Annotated in this window: 15 protein-coding genes; 9 read left to right on the top strand and 6 right to left on the bottom strand. The window is 61.2% G+C overall.

Annotation, left to right across the window (positions count from 1 at the left end):
• Window positions 1-225: 225 nt before the first annotated feature.
• Entirely contained in the window at window positions 226-1,581 is a 1,356-nt protein-coding gene (locus tag LIY45_RS06890) for a PAS domain-containing methyl-accepting chemotaxis protein (RefSeq protein ID WP_026077717.1), read from the bottom strand.
• A 157-nt stretch (window positions 1,582-1,738) separates the two neighbouring features.
• Between LIY45_RS06890 and ltnD the strand changes: the two genes are divergently transcribed.
• From ltnD to otnI, 5 genes are all read left to right on the top strand, one after another.
• Complete coding sequence (ltnD, locus tag LIY45_RS06885) at window positions 1,739-2,737, top strand: L-threonate dehydrogenase (RefSeq protein ID WP_260525253.1); 999 nt, start codon at window positions 1,739-1,741, stop codon at window positions 2,735-2,737.
• A 10-nt stretch (window positions 2,738-2,747) separates the two neighbouring features.
• Window positions 2,748-4,040, top strand: coding sequence for a 3-oxo-tetronate kinase (otnK, locus tag LIY45_RS06880; RefSeq protein ID WP_226475783.1), 1,293 nt, complete (start codon window positions 2,748-2,750; stop codon window positions 4,038-4,040).
• Window positions 4,037-4,675, top strand: coding sequence for an aldolase (locus LIY45_RS06875; protein WP_226475782.1), 639 nt, complete (start codon window positions 4,037-4,039; stop codon window positions 4,673-4,675). The genes otnK and LIY45_RS06875 overlap by 4 nt, the downstream gene beginning before the upstream one ends.
• A 184-nt stretch (window positions 4,676-4,859) precedes the next feature.
• Window positions 4,860-6,320, top strand: a complete 1,461-nt coding sequence (locus LIY45_RS06870) for an SLC13 family permease (RefSeq protein WP_226475781.1) — start codon at window positions 4,860-4,862, stop codon at window positions 6,318-6,320.
• Between the two features lie 10 nt (window positions 6,321-6,330).
• Window positions 6,331-7,113, top strand: a complete 783-nt coding sequence (gene otnI / locus LIY45_RS06865; RefSeq protein WP_226475780.1) for a 2-oxo-tetronate isomerase — start codon at window positions 6,331-6,333, stop codon at window positions 7,111-7,113.
• Between the two features lie 49 nt (window positions 7,114-7,162).
• On the opposite strand, the gene LIY45_RS06860 is transcribed toward otnI, so the two are convergent.
• Both LIY45_RS06860 and LIY45_RS06855 read right to left on the bottom strand, forming a co-directional pair.
• Window positions 7,163-7,984 (bottom strand): DeoR/GlpR family DNA-binding transcription regulator, encoded by an 822-nt coding sequence (locus LIY45_RS06860; RefSeq protein WP_063028990.1) that lies wholly within the window; start codon window positions 7,982-7,984, stop codon window positions 7,163-7,165.
• Window positions 7,985-8,089: 105 nt separating this feature from the next.
• Window positions 8,090-9,217, bottom strand: a complete 1,128-nt coding sequence (locus LIY45_RS06855) for an alpha/beta hydrolase (RefSeq protein ID WP_226475779.1) — start codon at window positions 9,215-9,217, stop codon at window positions 8,090-8,092.
• Between the two features lie 151 nt (window positions 9,218-9,368).
• Here LIY45_RS06855 and LIY45_RS06850 point away from each other — a divergent pair, with 151 nt between their 5' ends.
• Together LIY45_RS06850 and LIY45_RS06845 are read left to right on the top strand one after the other, a co-directional pair.
• Complete coding sequence (locus LIY45_RS06850; protein ID WP_226475778.1) at window positions 9,369-10,241, top strand: EcsC family protein; 873 nt, start codon at window positions 9,369-9,371, stop codon at window positions 10,239-10,241.
• Between the two features lie 71 nt (window positions 10,242-10,312).
• Window positions 10,313-12,109: an EAL domain-containing protein gene (locus LIY45_RS06845; RefSeq protein ID WP_226475777.1), complete on the top strand. Its 1,797-nt coding sequence runs from the start codon at window positions 10,313-10,315 to the stop codon at window positions 12,107-12,109.
• Here LIY45_RS06845 and LIY45_RS06840 read toward each other — a convergent pair.
• From LIY45_RS06840 to LIY45_RS06830, 3 genes are all read right to left on the bottom strand, one after another.
• On the bottom strand, window positions 12,106-13,419 hold the full coding sequence (locus LIY45_RS06840) for a chloride channel protein (RefSeq protein ID WP_226475776.1): 1,314 nt from the start codon (window positions 13,417-13,419) through the stop codon (window positions 12,106-12,108). The two genes, LIY45_RS06845 and LIY45_RS06840, sit on opposite strands and share 4 nt — an antisense overlap.
• A 280-nt stretch (window positions 13,420-13,699) precedes the next feature.
• On the bottom strand, window positions 13,700-15,970 hold the full coding sequence (katG, locus tag LIY45_RS06835) for a catalase/peroxidase HPI (protein ID WP_226475775.1): 2,271 nt from the start codon (window positions 15,968-15,970) through the stop codon (window positions 13,700-13,702).
• Window positions 15,971-16,089: 119 nt separating this feature from the next.
• A complete protein-coding gene (locus LIY45_RS06830) occupies window positions 16,090-16,353 on the bottom strand; it encodes a hypothetical protein (RefSeq protein ID WP_226475774.1) in 264 nt (87 codons plus the stop codon).
• A 98-nt stretch (window positions 16,354-16,451) separates the two neighbouring features.
• Here LIY45_RS06830 and LIY45_RS06825 point away from each other — a divergent pair, with 98 nt between their 5' ends.
• Both LIY45_RS06825 and LIY45_RS06820 read left to right on the top strand, forming a co-directional pair.
• The gene (locus tag LIY45_RS06825) at window positions 16,452-17,510 is read left to right on the top strand and encodes an aromatic ring-hydroxylating dioxygenase subunit alpha (protein WP_226475773.1); all 1,059 of its coding nucleotides are present in this window, start codon (window positions 16,452-16,454) and stop codon (window positions 17,508-17,510) included.
• A gap of 29 nt (window positions 17,511-17,539) precedes the next feature.
• Complete coding sequence (locus tag LIY45_RS06820; RefSeq protein ID WP_226475772.1) at window positions 17,540-18,490, top strand: PDR/VanB family oxidoreductase; 951 nt, start codon at window positions 17,540-17,542, stop codon at window positions 18,488-18,490.
• Window positions 18,491-18,494: the final 4 nt, after the last annotated feature.

Here is an 18,494-nt window from a genome sequence, read left to right as displayed (position 1 = left end):
GGAAGTTTGGAGGCCTGAGAAGTATCTGTGGCGAGGGAGCTTGCTCCCGCTGGACTGCGTAGCAGGCCCAATTCAGGGCCGCTTCGCGCCCTAGCGGGAGCAAGCTCCCTCGCCACAACTGCGGTTGAGCCTGAAACATCGGCTTAAGTGAACAGCATTGCACTCAACGAGTGGCGCTTTTTCTATTCCCTGTTCGACGTCAAGACCCAGGCGCTGCTTGAGGCTCTACCCCACCCAGCTGATGGCGGTCTTTGGAATCACTTCGGACTCATCGAGCTTGGAAGCGAACATGCTCACCGCCTCGACCGCGTCGCTGGTGCCGTTGCGAATCTGCAAAATCACCGAACCGGCTTGATCGGCCAACGTGACGCCGCGCTGCGCCCCTTCCTGGGTGGCATTCATGCTGACCACCGCGTCCCGTGTCTCGGCGAGAATCTTGCTGATCATCTCGGCGATTTCCGCCGTTGAGCGGCTGGTGCGCCCCGCCAATTGCCTCACCTCGTCGGCGACCACGGCAAATCCCCGCCCTTGATCCCCGGCGCGGGCGGCCTCGATGGCGGCATTGAGCGCCAACAGGTTGGTCTGGTCAGCAATCCCGCGAATGGTATTGACGATGGCGGTGATCTGCTCGGAGCGATCGCCCAGTTGTCCCACCAGTCGCGCAGACGCCCCGATGTTTTCGGCAATGCGGCGCATCTCGCTGGCGGTCTCTTGAATGACCTGGGTGCCCTGCTCGGCAAATTTCTCAGTCTCGGCAGAAATATGGTAAGCCCGGGAAGCGCCACGGGAGTCGGCTTCGAATTTCTCGACCCGCTCGGTGATGTCGCTGGCGAATTTGACGATCTTGGTCAACTTGCCGTCGGCGTCATAGACCGGGTTATAGCTTGCCTCCAGCCACACGACGCGGCCGTGCTTGCCCAGGCGTTTAAATTGCCCGCTGAAAAACTCGCCCCCATTCAGCCGACGCCAGAAGTCGGTGTACTCATCGCTGTTCACCAGGCCGGGTTCGCAAAACATCCGGTGATGCTTGCCCTTGAGTTCCGCCAGCCCATAACCCATGACATTCAGAAAGTTTTCGTTGGCGACCAGCACATTGCCGCTCAGGTCGAACTCGATCACCGCCATGGCCCGGTCCAGCGCCACGAGCTTGCTGCGGGTGGCGGCCTCCTGGGCCACTTTGTCGGTGACGACAAGCGCGTACTTGACGATCTTCAACACCTGGCCACGTTCGTCCAGCACCGGGTTATAACTGGCCTCCAGCCAGACCGTCTGCCCGTCTTTATTGACCCTCTGAAAGGTGCCGGAAACGAATTTGCCGGCCCGAAGCGCGGCCCAGAATTCGCCGTACGCCGCACTGTTCGTCAATGCAGGCAAGCAAAAGTCCCGATGTGACTTTGCACTCAATTCATCCGGGCGATATCCCAACGCCTGCAAGAAGTTATCGTTGGCGCGAAGCACCTTGCCGTTCAAGTCGAACTCGACCACGGCCATCGAGCGCTCAAGCGCAGCCATCAATCCTTTGTACCCTGCAACGTCGGCCGTCCTGGCTGCCAGTTCTGTTTTCAACGTTTTATTGAACATGACGTACCCCTTCAGAGCAATGGACTCTTAAAGGCGCTATCGGCTGTGAGTTGCGGAACTAAACACAGCCCGGCAGGCTTTTTATTTGACGTCAATTTAGTGCTCTTTTCCTTACACCCCGGGGCCTGCGGGACGCTCACGCCGCCAATGTTAAAATATGTTATTTGAAAAAATAACTTCACATAATCCGATCACTGGTGGATTATCAGCCCAACACGTCTCACCCCCTGACCACAAAACAGGAACCCCCATGAATAATAAGAACGTCGGTGTTATTGGACTTGGCGCGATGGGCCTGGGCATTGCCCGCTCGTTGCTGCGCAACGGTTTCAATGTGCATGCCTGTGATGTGCGTGAAACCGTCACACAACAGTTTGCCAGCGAAGGCGGCGTAGCCTGCAGTTCACCGGCACAGATGGCGGGTGAATGCGATGTGATCATCACCGTGGTGGTGAATGCCGAACAGACGGAGACCGTCCTGTTTGGTGAACGCTCGGCGGCCGCCGCATTGCGCCCGGGAAGCCTGGTGATTGGCTGTGCCACGGTGGCGCCGACCTATGCCGTGGAGCTGGGCAAGCGCCTGGCAGACGCCGGGTTGCTGTACCTGGATGCACCGATCTCCGGCGGTGCCGCCAAGGCGGCGGCCGGCGAAATGACCATGATGACTTCCGGCCCGGCCGACGCCTATGCCAAGGCGGATGCGGTGCTCGCGGGCATGGCCGGCAAGGTTTATCGACTGGGCGACGTGCACGGCCTGGGCTCCAAGGTCAAGATCATCAACCAGCTGCTGGCGGGCGTGCACATCGCCGCCTCCGCCGAAGCGATGGCGCTGGGGCTGCGCGAAGGGGTCGACGCCGATGCCTTGTACGAGGTGATCACCCACAGCGCCGGCAATTCCTGGATGTTCGAGAACCGCGTGCCGCACATTCTCAAGGCCGATTACACGCCGTTGTCCGCCGTGGATATTTTCGTCAAAGACCTGGGCCTGGTGCTGGATACCGCACGGGCCAGCAAGTTTCCGCTGCCGCTGTCGGCCACCGCGCACCAGATGTTCATGCAGGCCTCCAGCGCCGGTTTCGGGCGTGAGGACGATTCGGCGGTGATCAAGATTTTCCCGGGCATCGAACTGCCGACCGCCAAGCCTGACTCCGTATAAGGACCGCGCCATGAACCGACCTGCCGCACGCCCATTGCTGGGCTGCATCGCCGACGATTTCACCGGGGCCACCGACCTCGCCAATATGCTGGTGCGCGGCGGAATGCGTACGGTGCAGAGCATTGGCATTCCGAGCGACGAAGTCGCGGCCGGGCTGGACGCAGACGCAATCGTCATTGCCCTGAAATCCCGCACCCTGCCCGTTGCCGACGCCATCGCCGACTCCCTGGCCGCCCTGGAATGGCTGCGCACACAGGGTTGCGAGCAGATTTTCTTCAAGTACTGCTCCACGTTCGACTCGACGCCCGCCGGCAATATCGGCCAGGTCAGCGAAGCGTTGCTCAAGGCGCTGGGCAGTGACTTCACCCTCGCCTGCCCGGCGTTTCCGGAAAACGGCCGGACGATCTTCCGTGGCCATTTGTTCGTGCAAGACCAGTTACTCAACGAGTCGGGCATGCAGCACCATCCGCTGACCCCCATGACCGATGCCAACCTGGTCCGTGTGCTGCAGTCGCAGACCTCATACAAGGTTGGCCTGCTGCGCTACGACAGCATCGCCCAGGGCGCGGCCCAGGTGCGCGAGAAGATCGCCGAACTGCGCGCCCAAGGTTTGGGCATGGCGGTTGCCGATGCGCTGTCCGACCAGGACCTTTATACCCTCGGCGCCGCCTGCGCCGACTTGCCGCTGTTGACGGGTGGCTCGGGCCTGGCCCTGGGACTTCCGGAAAACTTCCGCCGTGCCGGCAAGCTGCGCGACTTCGATCCAGCCTCGCTGCCGACGGTGGAAGGCGGCGAAGTGGTGTTGGCCGGCAGCGCGTCGATCGCCACCAACGGCCAGGTTGCCGCCTGGATCGAGGCCGGGCGGCCTGCGCTGCGCATCGACCCGCTGGCCCTGGCGGCCGGTGAACCGGTGGTGGCAAACGCTTTGGCTTTTGCACGCAACCAGCCGCACACCGTGTTGATCTACGCCACCAGCACCCCGGACGACGTCAAGGCGGTCCAGCAGCAACTGGGGGTCGAGCATGCGGGCGAACTGGTGGAGAACGCCTTGGGCGCCATCGCCCAGGCCCTTCGCGACAGTGGCGTGCGGCGCTTCGTTGTCGCCGGCGGTGAAACCTCCGGTGCGGTGGTCAAGGCTCTCGGCGTCCAGCTGTTGCAGATTGGCGCGCAGATCGACCCCGGGGTGCCGGCCACCGTGAGCAACACCGCCGAGCCGCTGGCGCTGGCCCTCAAGTCCGGCAACTTCGGCGGCCGGGACTTTTTCGCCAAGGCCCTGAAGCAATTGGCCGGAGGTGCGCAATGAGTCGCGAAAACGCACTGCGGGAGGAAATATGCACGGTTGGGCACAGCCTCTACCAGCGCGGGTTTACCGTGGGCAGCGCCGGCAACATCAGCGCCCGGCTCGATGATGGCTGGCTGATCACCCCCACCGACGCCTGCCTTGGGCGCCTGGACCCTGCGGCCATTGCCAAGGTCGACCTGGCGGGCAAATGGGTGTCGGGCGACAAGCCATCGAAAACCCTGGCCCTGCATCGCCAGGTCTACGATCGCAACCCTGGCGTGGGTGGCGTGGTGCATACCCATTCCACCCACCTGGTGGCCCTGACCCTGGCCGGGGTGTGGAGCCAGGACGACATCCTGCCGCCACTGACGCCGTATCAGGTGATGAAGGTGGGCCATATCCCATTGATCAACTATCAACGCCCTGGCGCACCCAATGTCGCCGAACAAGTGGCGCAACTGGCCAACCGCGTACGCGGTGTGATGCTCGAACGCCTGGGGCCGGTGGTCTGGGAAAGCTCCGTGTCCAAGGCCAGTTATGCCCTGGAAGAACTCGAAGAAACCGCACGGCTTTGGCTGATGAGCACCCCGCGACCGGCGCCACTGGACCAGGCCGCACTGGACGAACTGCGGGAGACGTTCGGCGCCCAGTGGTAAGCCTCCGGCTTTACCCGCAACCCCCTTGATGCACGCCTTCGCGACCCGAGGCAGCCACGCTGTCGCGAGCACGTGCCTGAACAATAAAAACAACAGGACATTCCAGCATGATCAAGCCCTACTGCAGTGTTGACCCTTACAGTGGCACTTACCTTTCGCACGTTCAATGCGCAGGGTGGATGCTATGAGCCCGCTTATTCTGATGGCAACCGCCGGCCTTGGGATCGCACTCCTGCTGTTCCTGGTGCTCAAGTACAAATTCCAGCCGTTTGTGGCGCTGATGCTGGTGAGCATCCTGGTGGCGTTGGTCGCCGGGGTAAAACCGGCCGACCTGGTCGCCACCATCGAAGGCGGGATGGGCAAGACTCTCGGCCATATCGCAATCATCATCGCCCTGGGCGCCATGATCGGCCGCATCATCGAATTGTCCGGCGGCGCCGAGGCGCTGGCGAAAACCCTGATCGAACGCTTCGGTAACCGGCGCACGCCGCTGGCGTTGACGGTGGCCGGCTTCATCATCGGTGTGCCGGTGTTCTTCGAAGTGGGGGTGATCATCCTGATGCCGCTGGCCTATGGCGTTGCCCGCCGTGCGCGCAAACCGCTGCTGATGTTTGCCTTGCCGATGTGCGCGGCGCTGCTCACGGTGCACGCCTTCCTGCCTCCGCATCCTGGTGCCGTGGCGGCCGCCAGCCAACTGGGCGCCGACCTGGGCCGAGTGCTGATGTTCGGGCTGCCGCTCACGGCCTTCCTGTGCTACGTCGGCTACCGCGTGGCCGGACGCATGACCCAGCGTTTTTACCCGATGTCCGATGATATCCGTGCCGAAGTCTACGGCCCCCACGTGACCAACGATGACCTGCGCGCCTGGCATAACGGCAACGCCGAGAACGTCGAACAGGGCGCTGGCGCCGTCGCGCACATGGGCCTCGAAGAGTCCACCAGCAGTATCGTTGCCAAGCTGCCGCCCGCGCCGGCACCGGGTTTCGGGTTGATCGTCAGCCTGATCCTGTTGCCCATCATCCTGATTCTGCTGGGCACCCTGGCGACGTCGCTGCTGCCCATCGAGTCGACGTTGCGGGCGATCATGACCGTCCTCGGAGCCCCGTTGGTGGCACTGCTGCTCGACACCTTGCTGTGTGCCTGGCTGCTGGGCTCCCGTCGCGGCTGGAGCCGTACCCAGGTGTCCGATGTGATCGGCTCGGCATTGCCCGGCGTGGCCATGGTGATCCTGATCGCCGGTGCCGGCGGCGTGTTCGGCAAGGTGCTGGTGGACACCGGCATCGGTGCGGTGGTCTCCGACTTGCTGCGCACCACCGGGCTGCCAGTGCTGGCGCTGGGCTTTTTGCTGACCATGCTGTTGCGCGCAGTACAGGGTTCGACCACCGTGGCGCTGGTGACGACAGCGGGTATCATCAGCCCGTTGATTGCCACGCTCAACCTGACGCCCAACCATATGGCCCTGCTGTGCCTGGCCATGGGCGGTGGCGGGCTGGCGATGTCGCACATCAACGATGCCGGCTACTGGATTTTCACTAAACTGGCCGGGCTCAACGTGGCTGACGGCCTGCGCACCTGGACGGTGATCACCACCCTGCTGGGTACCCTGGGTTTCCTTGTCACCCTGTTGATCTGGCCTTTTGTCTGAAGGAGTTCCCATGCCTCGCTTTGCTGCCAACCTGAGCATGCTCTACCCCGAACGCCCGTTCCTGGAACGCTTCGCCGCGGCCGCCGCCGACGGATTCGAAGCGGTGGAGTACCTCTTTCCCTATGAGTACAGCCCACAGGAACTCCAGCAACGCCTGACCGACAACGGCCTGGTGCAAGCCCTGTTCAACGCGCCACCGGGTGATTGGGCCGCGGGCGAGCGTGGCATCGCGACCTTGCCGGGTCGCGAGGACGAGTTTCGCACCGGTTTCGACCGGGCGCTGGAGTACGCCGCCGTGCTGGGCAATACCCGCATCCATGTGATGGCCGGCTTGCTGGCGTCGGAAAGCGACCGCGCGCGGCACCATGGGGTGTACCTGGAAAACCTCGCCTACGCGGCCGCCCAGGCGCAGCAGGCCGGCGTCACGGTGTTGCTGGAGCCGATCAACACCCGAGACATGCCAGGGTTTTTCCTCAACCGCCAGGACCAGGCGCAGGCCATCTGCAAGGAGGTCGGCGCCCGCAACCTGAAGGTCCAGTTCGACTGTTATCACTGCCAGATCGTCGAGGGCGACCTGGCCGTGAAACTGCGCCGGGACATGGGCGGCATTGGCCATATCCAGATTGCCGGCGTGCCCGATCGGCATGAACCGGACCTCGGGGAGCTGAATTACCCTTACCTGTTCGAGCTGATCGATGAACTGGGGTATGACGGCTGGATAGGCTGTGAATACCGACCGCGGGGTGACACCTCGGCCGGCCTGCAATGGTTGCGGGACTGGAAGGCACGCTAAACAACGCTACCGCCCCCGCTCGCCGCTCGCAGCAGACCGAAAAGGCCCGTCAGGCCGGCGTGAGGTCGGACGGCAACATCAGTTCGACCCCTTGCTTGCGTATGCCGTCTGCTGCGGCGGGCGCCAGCGCGGCGTCACTGATGACGATATCGAACTGCTCCAGCCCGGCGATCTTGTACATGCTGAAGGTGCCGTACTTGGAACTGCTGGCCACCAGCACCACTTGCGACGCCGACTGCATGGCCACCTGCTTGACCTCCACCTTCAACGCCGAAGGCGTGGTTATCCCGCGTCGCAGGTCCCAGGAACTGGTGGAGATAAAGGCGATATCGGTGACCACCTGGCGCAGGGTGGCCACCGCAAGCCCGCCCACACACGAATGGTTGGAGTGATCCAGCTGCCCGCCCGTGTGAATCACCGTCACTTGCGGGGCGTCCATCAGCGCCTGCACCACGCCGAAGTCGTTGGTCACCACCGTCATGCCGGCAAGTGCCTTGATGTAGGGCACGATCTCCAGCGTGCTGGTGCCTGCGTCCAGGTAGACCGTCATGTCCGCACGCAGCAAGCGCGCGGCGAGCTTGGCCATGGCCTGCTTCTGCGGCAACTCCACCACGGCCTTGAGCTGATGGCTCGGCTCGCTGTGAAGCTGGCTGGCAATGCGCACCCCACCGGTGACCGAATACGCCCGGCCTTCCTGCTCCAGCAATGCAATGTCGCGCCGCACGGTCATGTGGGAGCAGTCGAACATCTCCATCAACTGATGGACACTCAGCACTTGATGCTTGCGCAACTGACGCAGTATCAGCTCACGGCGCTGATCAGGAATCATCGGTGCGCCGCTCTCGGCGGTGATGTCCTTCTGGCTTGGCATGCAAGGCTCCAACAGTTACGGCGGGTGGGTTCGGGTGCACCCCATAGTAGCGAATCCACCACAGCCCGCGCGAGCCTGGCAAAAAAATGCAGCCGGCACACACACCTACTTCAACCGCCCGGCCTCACCCAGCCAAGCGGGTGCGCCTTTGTGCAGCCAGTCAGTGGCCGCAGGATTGTGTTTGACCCGGCTGTCCAGAAACGCCACGCCAATGGCCTGGATCGCCGCGACTTGCTTGGGATCCGGCGCCGGTTCGCCCGCCATCGGGCTACCGCCGCCAGGTTTGGCGCCGTGCTTGTGCCCTCGACCTTTGGGCGCATCGCCGGACGAATCACTGCCTTTATCGGCCTTTTTCGCCGGCCGGTTGAATAACTCACTGCCCGCCAACGTCTTGTGCGTCGCACTGTTCAGGTCCAACCGGACACTACCGGCCACCCTCACCGAGTCACCCAATACTTCCCGCTGGCGGTAGGAACTGACCCAGTTGAATGGGTCTTCATCCTGCTGACCGGTCATCGACAGCACGGGCGCCGATATCCGGGCATACCGGTCTGGCCCGGCATCGGCGTCCACATAAGGGCTGAGCAGCAGCACTGCCTTGGGCTGAACCGCAACGCCCGACGCAGCGCCAGGCTCCAGCGCCCCGGCGAGCGCCTCGGCGGTTTGCGCGCCAAAATCAAAGCCCGCCACCACCACCTGGTTCCAGTCTATGGCTGCCAGTTGCGTATCGCCCTTGGCGGCCCGTGCCCGAACCTCAGTCAGGACTTTCTGCAAGGTGGACAGCCTGTCGCGCAGTGCGGCGGCGGAGTAATGACCGCTCGCCATCCCGCGAAAATCGCCATATTGCGCCTGCTGCGAGGCGAAGATCGACTGATCATGGGCGTGCTCCTGAACCGACAGCACCGCATAACCGGCCTGTGCCCAAGCCTTGCGCCACGCCACGCCGCCCGAGGCCGACTCTCCCAGCCCCGGCAAGTAGATAATCAGCGGCACGCGCTCCTGGGTCACCGGGGCCAACCACGCCACATTCACCGATTGCTGATCGACTTGCCAGGTTGCGTCCCAGCCGGCCGTTTGGTAGTGGGACGGTTGATAAGCGGTACTCAGCTCCTTATCGACCCGCTCGCTGAAAGCGGCTCGCGGGTTTGGCGGATCGCCCGCACACCCTGCGATCAATCCCAGGCTGCCCACCAGGGCGCCCACCGCCAGCCAGTACCGCGGTTGAAAGCTCATTCGATGCATACCGTCATTCAGTTCAAGATGAATGGCAGCGTAACCGACCCGCTGGCGAACGCCGCACGCGTACAGGTAAAGAATGGGTAAAGCGTGACGGCACGATGGCCGTCTTCGCGGGTCTTTGTTTTATGAGAACCGGAAAAACTTCATGGAGACGCCTGTGAGCATCAGAGACAACGCCGAGGACTACCAGGATCTCAAGCGGGCCGTCGGCTTGCTTGAGTCACCCTCCCTGACCGCCCGGCTGTCGGGCATGATCGGCTCCCCCATTGAAAGTGCGGTGAAGGCCTTGCCGGGGGTGGTTTCAAAAAGGATCAATGGCGCCGTGGCGGCGGCGCTGCACTCCTCTGCTGGCGCGGCGCTGAAGAGCCTGGAGAACAGCCCGAAAAAGCCAGCCTCGACCCGGCTGCACAAGGCCTTCGCGGCGACCTCTGGCGCTATCGGCGGAGCCTTCGGTTTTGCGGCGCTGTTTGTTGAACTGCCGATCTCCACCACCATCATGATGCGCGCGGTCGCCGATGTGGCGCGCAGCGAAGGTTTTGACCTGGGTGATCTCGCCACCAAGCAGGCCTGCATCGAAGTGTTTGCCATGGGCGGTAACAGCCAGGTCGACGATGCAACGGAAACGGGTTACTACATGACCCGCAGCTTTACCACCCAGGCCATGCAGCAACTGTCGAAAGAACTGGCGGGAATCGCCGCCAAGCAGGGCTCCAAGGCCATCAGCAGCCTGTCCCCGGGGCAAGCGGGCAAATGGCTGGCGATCCTGATCGACAAGGTCGCGACCCAGTTTGGCTTTACCATTTCCAGCAAATTCGCGGCGCAGGCCGTTCCCGTGATGGGCGCCTTTACCGGGGCGACCATCAATACGCTGTTCACCCACTTCTATCAGGACATGGCGCGGGGGCACTTCATCGTCAAACGGCTTGAAGATCAATATGGGTTTGAGGCGATCAAGGATGAGTACATGGCCATCAAGGCTGCCGACCGGATGCATACGCTTGAGCTATCTGGTAAATAGAAAAAACAACATCATAATGATGGCACTGTCTGATATTTTGTTAAACGAACACAGCCACTCCGAGGATTGTCATGGGCGAAGGCGCTCCTATTCCGCCGAATGAAGTTGAACGGCTAAAAGAGGTCGCGAAATTTTGTCCACCCGACAGCGACTACGATGACGTCTTTGAAAAAATCGTCGAGATGGCGTCTGCCTACTTCAACGCCCCCATCGCATTGATTTCAATTGTCGATAAACACCGGCAATGGTTCAAGGCACGCGTGGGGCTTACAGAAACGCAGACATCGCGAGAAGTCTCTTTTTGCGCCTACTCCACGCTGGACAATTCCCTGTTGGAGGTGTTGGACGCCACGCTGGATGCCCGTTTCAAACACAACCCGCTGGTAACAGGGCCGCCGCATATTCGTTATTACGCGGGCGCGCCGTTGACCACGGAGGATGGTTTTACACTGGGAAGTCTCTGCATCATTGACACCGTCTCCCGCCCCCCCATGACCGAGCGTGACAATGCCATGCTCAACGGCTTCGCGGAACTGGTGATGATGCGCATCCAAGGCATGCGGTCTCGCAACTTTATAGACCAACCCACGGGGCTGTTTAATCGACTCAGGCTTGAGGAAGATATCCGTCAAGCGTTGAAGGTCAAGAACCGGTGCAAGGTGTATGCCGTTGACATTATCTCGCCAAAGTTCCTCAACGACATCGTAAAGGCCCTGGGGTATAGCTTTGCGGGAGACCTGGTGTTGGCGATCAAATCTCGCCTGCAAAAACGCTTACCCGCCCGGTGCCTGCTTTACAAAATAAGCCCGACCCGGTTTGGCTTTCTCCTTGAGGAGGAACAAACCACCGAGCACATCTGCGCAAGTATTCTGACGGACTTCAAAAAACCGGTTGAATGCCACGGCATCCCCATACTCATGCAAGTGGGAATTGGCGTCCTGCCCATTCATGGCGCAGGGCAGCAAGACTGGCTGCGCCTGCTGGTCAGCGCGGCAGATGAGGCGCGTGACCGCAAGCTGGGATGGTCTCTCTATAAACCCCATTTTGATGCCGCTCAACAACGCGCGTTCATGTTGTTGAGTTCGTTGCCGGAGGCGGTCAGCTCCGACCAACAGTTCAGCCTGGTGTATCAGCCCAAAATCAAACTGCCCTCAGGAAAGTGTCATTCGGTAGAGGCATTGTTGCGATGGACCCATCCGTTGCTTGGCCCCATCAGCCCTGCTGAATTCATCCCCTTGGCTGAAAAAACCGCGCTGATACCCTCCGTTGGATTATGGGTGCTCAACGCAATCATCCGGCAAGCCGTTGTTTGGAAAGCACAAGGTGTGCGCCTGCGGATAGCGATGAATATCACTGTCAGCGATCTGGAAAGTGCCGAGTTCGTAGACGCGATGATTCATGAAATTCAAACCCACGGCCTGGACCCGGCCAGCTTTGAACTTGAATTTACCGAAAGCATGCTGATGACCAATCCTGAAGAAGTCATCCGTCAATTGGAGCGCGTTCGTCAGATTGGCATAGAGGTCGCGGTTGATGATTTCGGCACTGGCTACAGCAACTGGGCGTATTTGAAAGAGCTTCCGGCCACGACCGTCAAGCTTGATCAATCACTGATCAGCGGACTGGGTACCAATCAAAATGACAAGCAACTGGTTAAAACCCTGATAGGCCTGGCGAAGGGGCTTGGCTACCGCGTCGTTGCCGAAGGCGTAGAAAACCAAGGTATTCTCGACCTGTTGATACAGTGGGGGTGTTCCGAAGCGCAGGGCTACTTGATCGCAAAACCTATGAGCGCGACGGACCTTGAAACCTGGACAGGACAAGGGGGCTACGGCGCATCGGCAGCGCCGTTTCCCATCAGAACCTAATGCTTGTCTGGCGTTGCAGTGGCGGGAGCTTGCAGAAAGCCTCGCGCCAACTGCTGGTATAACTCAGGTCCCATCCGGGCGCTGACCGCTTTGGCAATCAGCGCGACAGCCAGGAGACTGATCACCATCCCATGGCTGTCGATCATCTCCATGACGATGATCGCCGACGTGATAGGCGACTGTGTTACCGCCGCCAGGAAGCCCACCATGCAGAGCGCAATCATCGGTTGAGCGGCCACATTGAAAAAATCGGCGGCATTGGCTCCCACCGCAGCACCTACTGCCAGGGACGGCGCAAAGATACCGCCGGGGATACCGGAAAAATAGGTCACTACGGTGGCCAGAAAGCGCGTGATGGGTGCGTGCCATGGCAGGCCAATATCGGACACGATGAGCTGCGAGGTGATGCCGTAACCACTGCCGAATGACGTACCGCCACTGAGCCAGCCGAGCATGGCCACAATCAGCCCACAGCCACCGGCGAACCACACGGGGTGCAAGCGGCGCCACTCCCAGAGAACGAATCGACGATGCCGTTGCGGCCACAGCAGCATGCGGCTGAACAACCCTCCCAGAAGACCGCAGCCGATACCGGATGCCAACACAGGAACGACGACATCCAGGCTGACATCTTGCACATCAAAGTGACCGAAATAGTTGTAGTTGCCCTGTAACGCGATCGCGACCATCCCCGACAGAATGATCGTGCTGAGCAACACGCCACTGGTTCGGGTCTCCAGCTTTCGCCCCAACTCTTCTACCGCAAAGGCCACGCCGGCCAATGGTGTGTTGAACGCGGCAGCAATGCCCGCGGCGCCTCCGGCCAGGATCAGATCCTCGGGGCGGATAATCCGCGCATTGGGCAGGTAGCGGTGAAAGAAGTGCATGATCGAAGCGGCCACTTGAACCGAGGGGCCTTCGCGCCCCGCCGAAAAGCCCCCCGTCAAGGCCAGCGTGCCAAGCCCTATCTTGGCGAACGCAAGACGCAAAGACACCAAATGATTGACGGGCTTGCCTTGGTGGGCGAGCCGTGTGGCTGCGATCACCTGGGGAATACCGCTGCCTTGGGCCCCGGCGAAAAACCGCGTAGTCAGCCACACCACCAGCATCCCGACCAGCGGTGTGTAGATAAACGGCAGCCAGGGCCGCCCGGCGGTCTGCTGAGCAAACTGCATCAGTGCCAGGTCGGCCAGACGGGCAAACATCACCACCAGCAGGCCCGCACAGGTAGCCGCGGCCCAGAGCGTCACGCGGGTGCGCCAGCGGATAGAGGTAAAGCGACGGCGTAGCAACAATAACGGTTTGATCACCCGAGCAGATTCCCGTTGAGGTTCGATGGCATGCAACGTCAAAAACAAGGGGGCAGGCAATGACCTGCGCTTGTGGATGATCCTCCTGGAACCCCAAGTGCTCTTGCTTTGGACGCGCCGATGTCGAGGCGCAACCACTCTAGTGCGCACTCGGCAATGGTGTCACGCGTTTATCCAGCAACGGCAGATCGATTTCAGGGGCTGTGACGCAGGGCGATAGCGGCCAGGCCAGGCAGAAAAAAGGCCCACACCGTGGGCCTTCTCAAGAAACGCGTGAGCGTCAGGCCAGTTCAAAACGATCCAGGTTCATCACCTTGGTCCAGGCCGACACGAAGTCCTCGACAAATTTGTCCTCGGCGTCGGCACTGCCATAAACCTCCGAGAGCGCCCTTAACTGGGCATGCGAACCGAATACCAGGTCGACACGGGTACCCGTCCACTTGACTGCACCGGTCTTGCGGTCATGCGCCTCAAAGGTATCGTGGGTGCCAGCGGCTGGCTTCCATTCAACCCCCATATCCAGCAGGTTGCTGAAGAAGTCATTGGTCAGGGCCCCCGGGCGATCCGTGAAGACTCCGTGCTGGCTCTGCCCGACGTTAATATTCAACACCCGAAGGCCGCCCAACAGCACCGTCATTTCCGGTGCCGTCAGTGTCAGAAGTTGCGCCTTGTCCACCAGCAACGCTTCAGCCGACACCCGGTAGTGGCCCTTCAGGTAGTTCCGAAAGCCATCGGCGACCGGCTCAAGGAAACCAAACGACTCGACATCCGTCTGCTCCTGAGAGGCATCCGTGCGCCCCGGCGTGAAAGGCACTGTGATCTGCCGGCCGGCATTTTTTGCCGCCTCCTCAACTCCCACACTGCCCGCCAGCACGATCAGGTCGGCCAGGGAAATCTTTTTGCCTCCCGTCTGTGCGGTATTGAAGTCGCCCTGAATCGCTTCGAGACGCTTCAGTACGCCCGACAGTTGCTCAGGCTGGTTGACCGCCCAGTCCTTCTGCGGAGCCAGGCGCAGGCGCCCGCCATTGGCTCCCCCGCGCTTATCGGAGCCACGGAAGGTGGACGCTGCGGCCCATGCCGTCGAAACCAGCTGCGAGACCGTCAGCCCTGCGGCGAGAATCTTTTGCTTGAGCGCCGCCAGATCCTGTTCATCCACCAGTGGATGGTCGACTTTTGGAATCGGGTCCTGCCACAGCAACTCTTCCGAGGGCGTTTCCGGGCCGAGATAACGGGCAAGCGGGCCCATGTCACGGTGGGTAAGCTTGAACCAGGCGCGGGCAAACGCGTCGGCCAGTTGGTCGGGGTTGGCCAGAAAACGTCGGGAAATCTGCTCGTACGCCGGATCGAAACGCAGCGCCAGGTCCGAGGTCAACATGCTCGGCGCATGCCGCTTGCCAGCGTCATGGGCATCCGGAACCTTGCCGGCGCCGGCACCGTTCTTCGGTGTCCACTGATGCGCTCCCGCCGGGCTCTTGGTCAGTTCCCATTCAAAGCCAAAGAGGTTTTCGAGGTACTCATTGCTCCATTTCGTCGGCGTCGAGGTCCAGGTCACTTCCAGCCCGCTGGTGATGGTGTCACCGCCCTTGCCGCTGCCAAATCTGTTTTTCCAGCCAAGCCCCTGCTCTTCCAGGCCAGCGGCTTCCGGTTCCGGGCCGACGTTATCCGCCGGGCCTGCGCCGTGGGTTTTGCCGAAGGCGTGACCGCCGGCAATCAGTGCAACGGTCTCTTCATCATTCATCGCCATGCGGCCGAAGGTTTCACGGATATCCTTCGCCGAGGCAACCGGGTCCGGAACCCCTTCCGGCCCTTCCGGGTTCACGTAGATCAGGCCCATCTGTACAGCGGCAAGAGGGTTTTCCAGATTGCGCTCGCCGCTCCCGGTGCGGCTTTCTTCGTTGCCATGGTTCTGCGGTTCGGCCACCAACGTACCATCGCCCGGCTGCTGCATTTTCTTTTGCGCGCCGTAACGCTCTTCTCCCCCCAGCCAAGTGGTCTCGGCCCCCCAGTAAACGTCTTCGTCCGGTTCCCAGACATCCGGGCGACCGCCAGAGAACCCGAAGGTCTTGAAGCCCATGGACTCCAGCGCAACGTTACCGGTGAGGACGATCAGATCGGCCCAGGAAATCTGGCGGCCGTACTTTTGCTTGACCGGCCAGATCAGGCGACGGGCTTTATCCAGGCTGACGTTGTCAGGCCAGCTGTTGAGCGGAGCAAAGCGCTGCTGACCGGTACCGGCACCGCCACGACCGTCAGCGGTACGGTAAGTCCCGGCACTGTGCCAGGCCATGCGAATGAACAGCGGGCCGTAATGGCCAAAGTCCGCCGGCCACCAGTCCTGGGATTGCGTCATGACATCGCGCAAATCCTGCTTGACCGCTTCGAAGTCAAGGCTCTTGAACGCCTTGGCGTAGTCGAAGCCCTGACCCATGGGGTCGCTGAGGGAGGAGTGCTGATGCAGGATCTTTAAATTCAGTTGCCGGGGCCACCAGTCTCGGTTCGTGGTGCCACCACCCGCAGCGTGGTTGAACGGGCATTTCGATTCAGTTGACATGCTTGATACACCTTTTCGTCATGTTCATCCGTACCATCGCGCCCACTGGCGCACTTCAGGCATTGATGGCTGAGTGCTGAGATTAGCTTCGATCGCGGAAAACTCTAATAGCTAGAACGTTATCCCTCGATAGGCAGGCTCTTTGGATTGAAGAACCGAAGGAGTACCCGTTCTTCTGCATCCATGGTGTGGGCAAGGGCTCGAAGGTTCTTCTCGCTGCCGGCAGGCGCGGTGCCGAAGAACGCCTCTCTATGCCACTCACCGCTCGCTGATCGGCTTCGAATCCGCAGGTTCAGCCCCCGCGATGACAATTCGGTAATGGCAATCACCGTGCCTTTCGACGTTGGATCCAATAAGTCAAAAAATGACCGATAATCGCCCATGCTTTCTCAAGAAGATTGAATAAATCATTGACCGACAGCGACTCCAGCAATTTAATGGATCCATTAAATAAAAATAATGCCTCGCCTGGAGAGTTGCCATGTACCCCAAGAACACTTGGTATGTCGCCTGCACACCCGATGAAATCGCTCAAAAACCCCTGGGTCGGCAGATCTGCGGTGAAAAAATGGTGTTTTATCGCGGCCTGGAAGGCGTCGTGGCTGTCGAGGATTTCTGCCCCCATCGTGGCGCTCCGCTCTCGTTGGGCTATGTGGAAAACGGCAACCTGGTCTGTGGCTATCACGGCCTGGTCATGGGAGCCGACGGTAAGACCGTCGAAATGCCGGGCCAGCGGGTGCGCGGTTTTCCGTGCAACAAGACGTTTGCAGTGGTGGAACGCTACGGCTTCATTTGGGTGTGGCCGGGGGATCAGGCCCAGGCGGACCCGGCGCTGATTCATCACCTGGAGTGGGCCGTGAGCGACCAGTGGGCCTACGGCGGCGGGCTCTTTGATATCCAGTGCGATTACCGCCTGATGATCGACAACCTGATGGACCTGACCCACGAAACCTACGTTCACGCTTCCAGCATCGGCCAGAAGGAAATCGACGAAGCCCCTCCCGTGACCACAGTGGAGGGCGACGAAGTCGTCACCGCCAGGCACATGGAAAACATCATGGCTCCGCCGTTCTGGCGCATGGCCCTGCGCGGCAACAACCTCGCCGACGATGTGCCGGTGGACCGCTGGCAGATCTGTCGCTTCACCCCGCCCAGCCATGTGCTGATCGAAGTCGGCGTGGCCCACGCCGGCAAGGGCGGCTACCACGCAGCGCCCGAACACAAGGCGGCAAGCATCGTGGTCGACTTCATCACCCCGCAAACCGAGACGTCGATCTGGTATTTCTGGGGAATGGCGCGCAACTTCAACCCTCACGACGAGGCGCTGACCGCCAGCATTCGCGAAGGCCAAGGGAAGATTTTCAGCGAAGACCTGGAGATGCTCGAGCGTCAGCAGCAGAACCTGCTGGCCCACCCGCAACGCAACCTGCTCAAGTTGAATATCGATGCCGGCGGCGTGCAGTCGCGCAAAATCCTGGAACGCCTGATTGCCAAGGAACGCACCCTCGAACCACAACTGATCACGACCACCACCGCCTGAACGGCGCGACAACCCTGCGAGGACCGAACATGATCGATGTGGTGGTGGTATCCCGTAATAACGAAGCCCAGGACATTTGCAGCTATGAACTGGCCAGGGTCGATGGCCAGCCGCTGCCCGCCTTCAGTGCCGGCGCGCACATTGACGTGCATCTGCCGGATGGACTGGTGCGCCAGTATTCGCTGTGCAATCACCCCGAGGAGCGTCATCGCTACCTGATCGGCGTACTCAACGACCCGGCTTCGCGCGGCGGCTCGCGCAGCATGCACGAGCAAGTACACGAGGGCACCCGCCTGACGATCAGCGAACCACGCAATCTCTTCCCCCTGGCCCACGAAGCACGCCGTAGCCTGCTGTTCGCCGGCGGCATCGGCATCACCCCGATCCTGTGCATGGCCGAGCGCCTGGCCCATGCGGGCGCCGACTTCGACCTGCATTACTGTGCCCGCGCCAGTGAACGTGCGGCGTTTGTACAGCGGCTCAAGGCGTCGCCGTTTGCCGAGCGAGTGTTCCTGCATTTCGATGAGCAGCCCCACACGGCCCTCAGGGCTGCCGAGGTGCTGGCCGCGCCCGCAGACGATGTGCACCTGTATGTCTGCGGCCCCGGCGGCTTCATGCAACACGTACTCGACAGTGCGCGGGCGCAAGGCTGGCAGGAGGACTGCCTGCATCGCGAGTACTTCTCGGCGGCGTCGGTGGACAATAGCCTCGACGGGAGCTTTTCGGTGAAGCTCGGCAGCAGCGGCCAGGTGTTCGAAATCCCCGCCGACAAGACCGTGGTCCAGGTCCTGGAAAGCCAGGGCATCGAGATTGCCGTGTCCTGCGAACAAGGGATTTGTGGCACCTGCCTGACCCGTGTGCTGGACGGCATACCGGAGCACCGCGACCTGTTCCTCACCGAGCAGGAACAAGCGCTGAACGACCAGTTCACGCCCTGCTGCTCACGCTCGAAAACGCCACTGCTGGTGCTCGACATCTGAACCG

The organism is Pseudomonas sp. MWU16-30323 (assembly GCF_020515595.1).
GTDB classification, from domain to species: Bacteria; Pseudomonadota; Gammaproteobacteria; order Pseudomonadales; family Pseudomonadaceae; genus Aquipseudomonas; species Aquipseudomonas yamanorum.
Note: the sequence above shows the minus strand (reverse complement) of the source record. Positions and strands in the feature narration are given on the sequence as shown.

Excerpts from the sequence above, each read along its gene's own strand:
- LIY45_RS06890 (WP_026077717.1), bottom strand. The coding sequence starts at position 1,581 with ATGTTCAATAAAACGTTGAAAACAGAACTGGCAGCCAGGACGGCCGAC.
- ltnD (WP_260525253.1), top strand. The coding sequence starts at position 1,739 with ATGTTATTTGAAAAAATAACTTCACATAATCCGATCACTGGTGGATTA.
- otnK (WP_226475783.1), top strand. The coding sequence starts at position 2,748 with ATGAACCGACCTGCCGCACGCCCATTGCTGGGCTGCATCGCCGACGAT.
- LIY45_RS06875 (WP_226475782.1), top strand. The coding sequence starts at position 4,037 with ATGAGTCGCGAAAACGCACTGCGGGAGGAAATATGCACGGTTGGGCAC.
- LIY45_RS06870 (WP_226475781.1), top strand. The coding sequence starts at position 4,860 with ATGAGCCCGCTTATTCTGATGGCAACCGCCGGCCTTGGGATCGCACTC.
- otnI (WP_226475780.1), top strand. The coding sequence starts at position 6,331 with ATGCCTCGCTTTGCTGCCAACCTGAGCATGCTCTACCCCGAACGCCCG.
- LIY45_RS06860 (WP_063028990.1), bottom strand. The coding sequence starts at position 7,984 with ATGCCAAGCCAGAAGGACATCACCGCCGAGAGCGGCGCACCGATGATT.
- LIY45_RS06855 (WP_226475779.1), bottom strand. The coding sequence starts at position 9,217 with ATGAGCTTTCAACCGCGGTACTGGCTGGCGGTGGGCGCCCTGGTGGGC.
- LIY45_RS06850 (WP_226475778.1), top strand. The coding sequence starts at position 9,369 with ATGGAGACGCCTGTGAGCATCAGAGACAACGCCGAGGACTACCAGGAT.
- LIY45_RS06845 (WP_226475777.1), top strand. The coding sequence starts at position 10,313 with ATGGGCGAAGGCGCTCCTATTCCGCCGAATGAAGTTGAACGGCTAAAA.
- katG (WP_226475775.1), bottom strand. The coding sequence starts at position 15,970 with ATGTCAACTGAATCGAAATGCCCGTTCAACCACGCTGCGGGTGGTGGC.
- LIY45_RS06830 (WP_226475774.1), bottom strand. The coding sequence starts at position 16,353 with ATGGGCGATTATCGGTCATTTTTTGACTTATTGGATCCAACGTCGAAA.
- LIY45_RS06825 (WP_226475773.1), top strand. The coding sequence starts at position 16,452 with ATGTACCCCAAGAACACTTGGTATGTCGCCTGCACACCCGATGAAATC.
- LIY45_RS06820 (WP_226475772.1), top strand. The coding sequence starts at position 17,540 with ATGATCGATGTGGTGGTGGTATCCCGTAATAACGAAGCCCAGGACATT.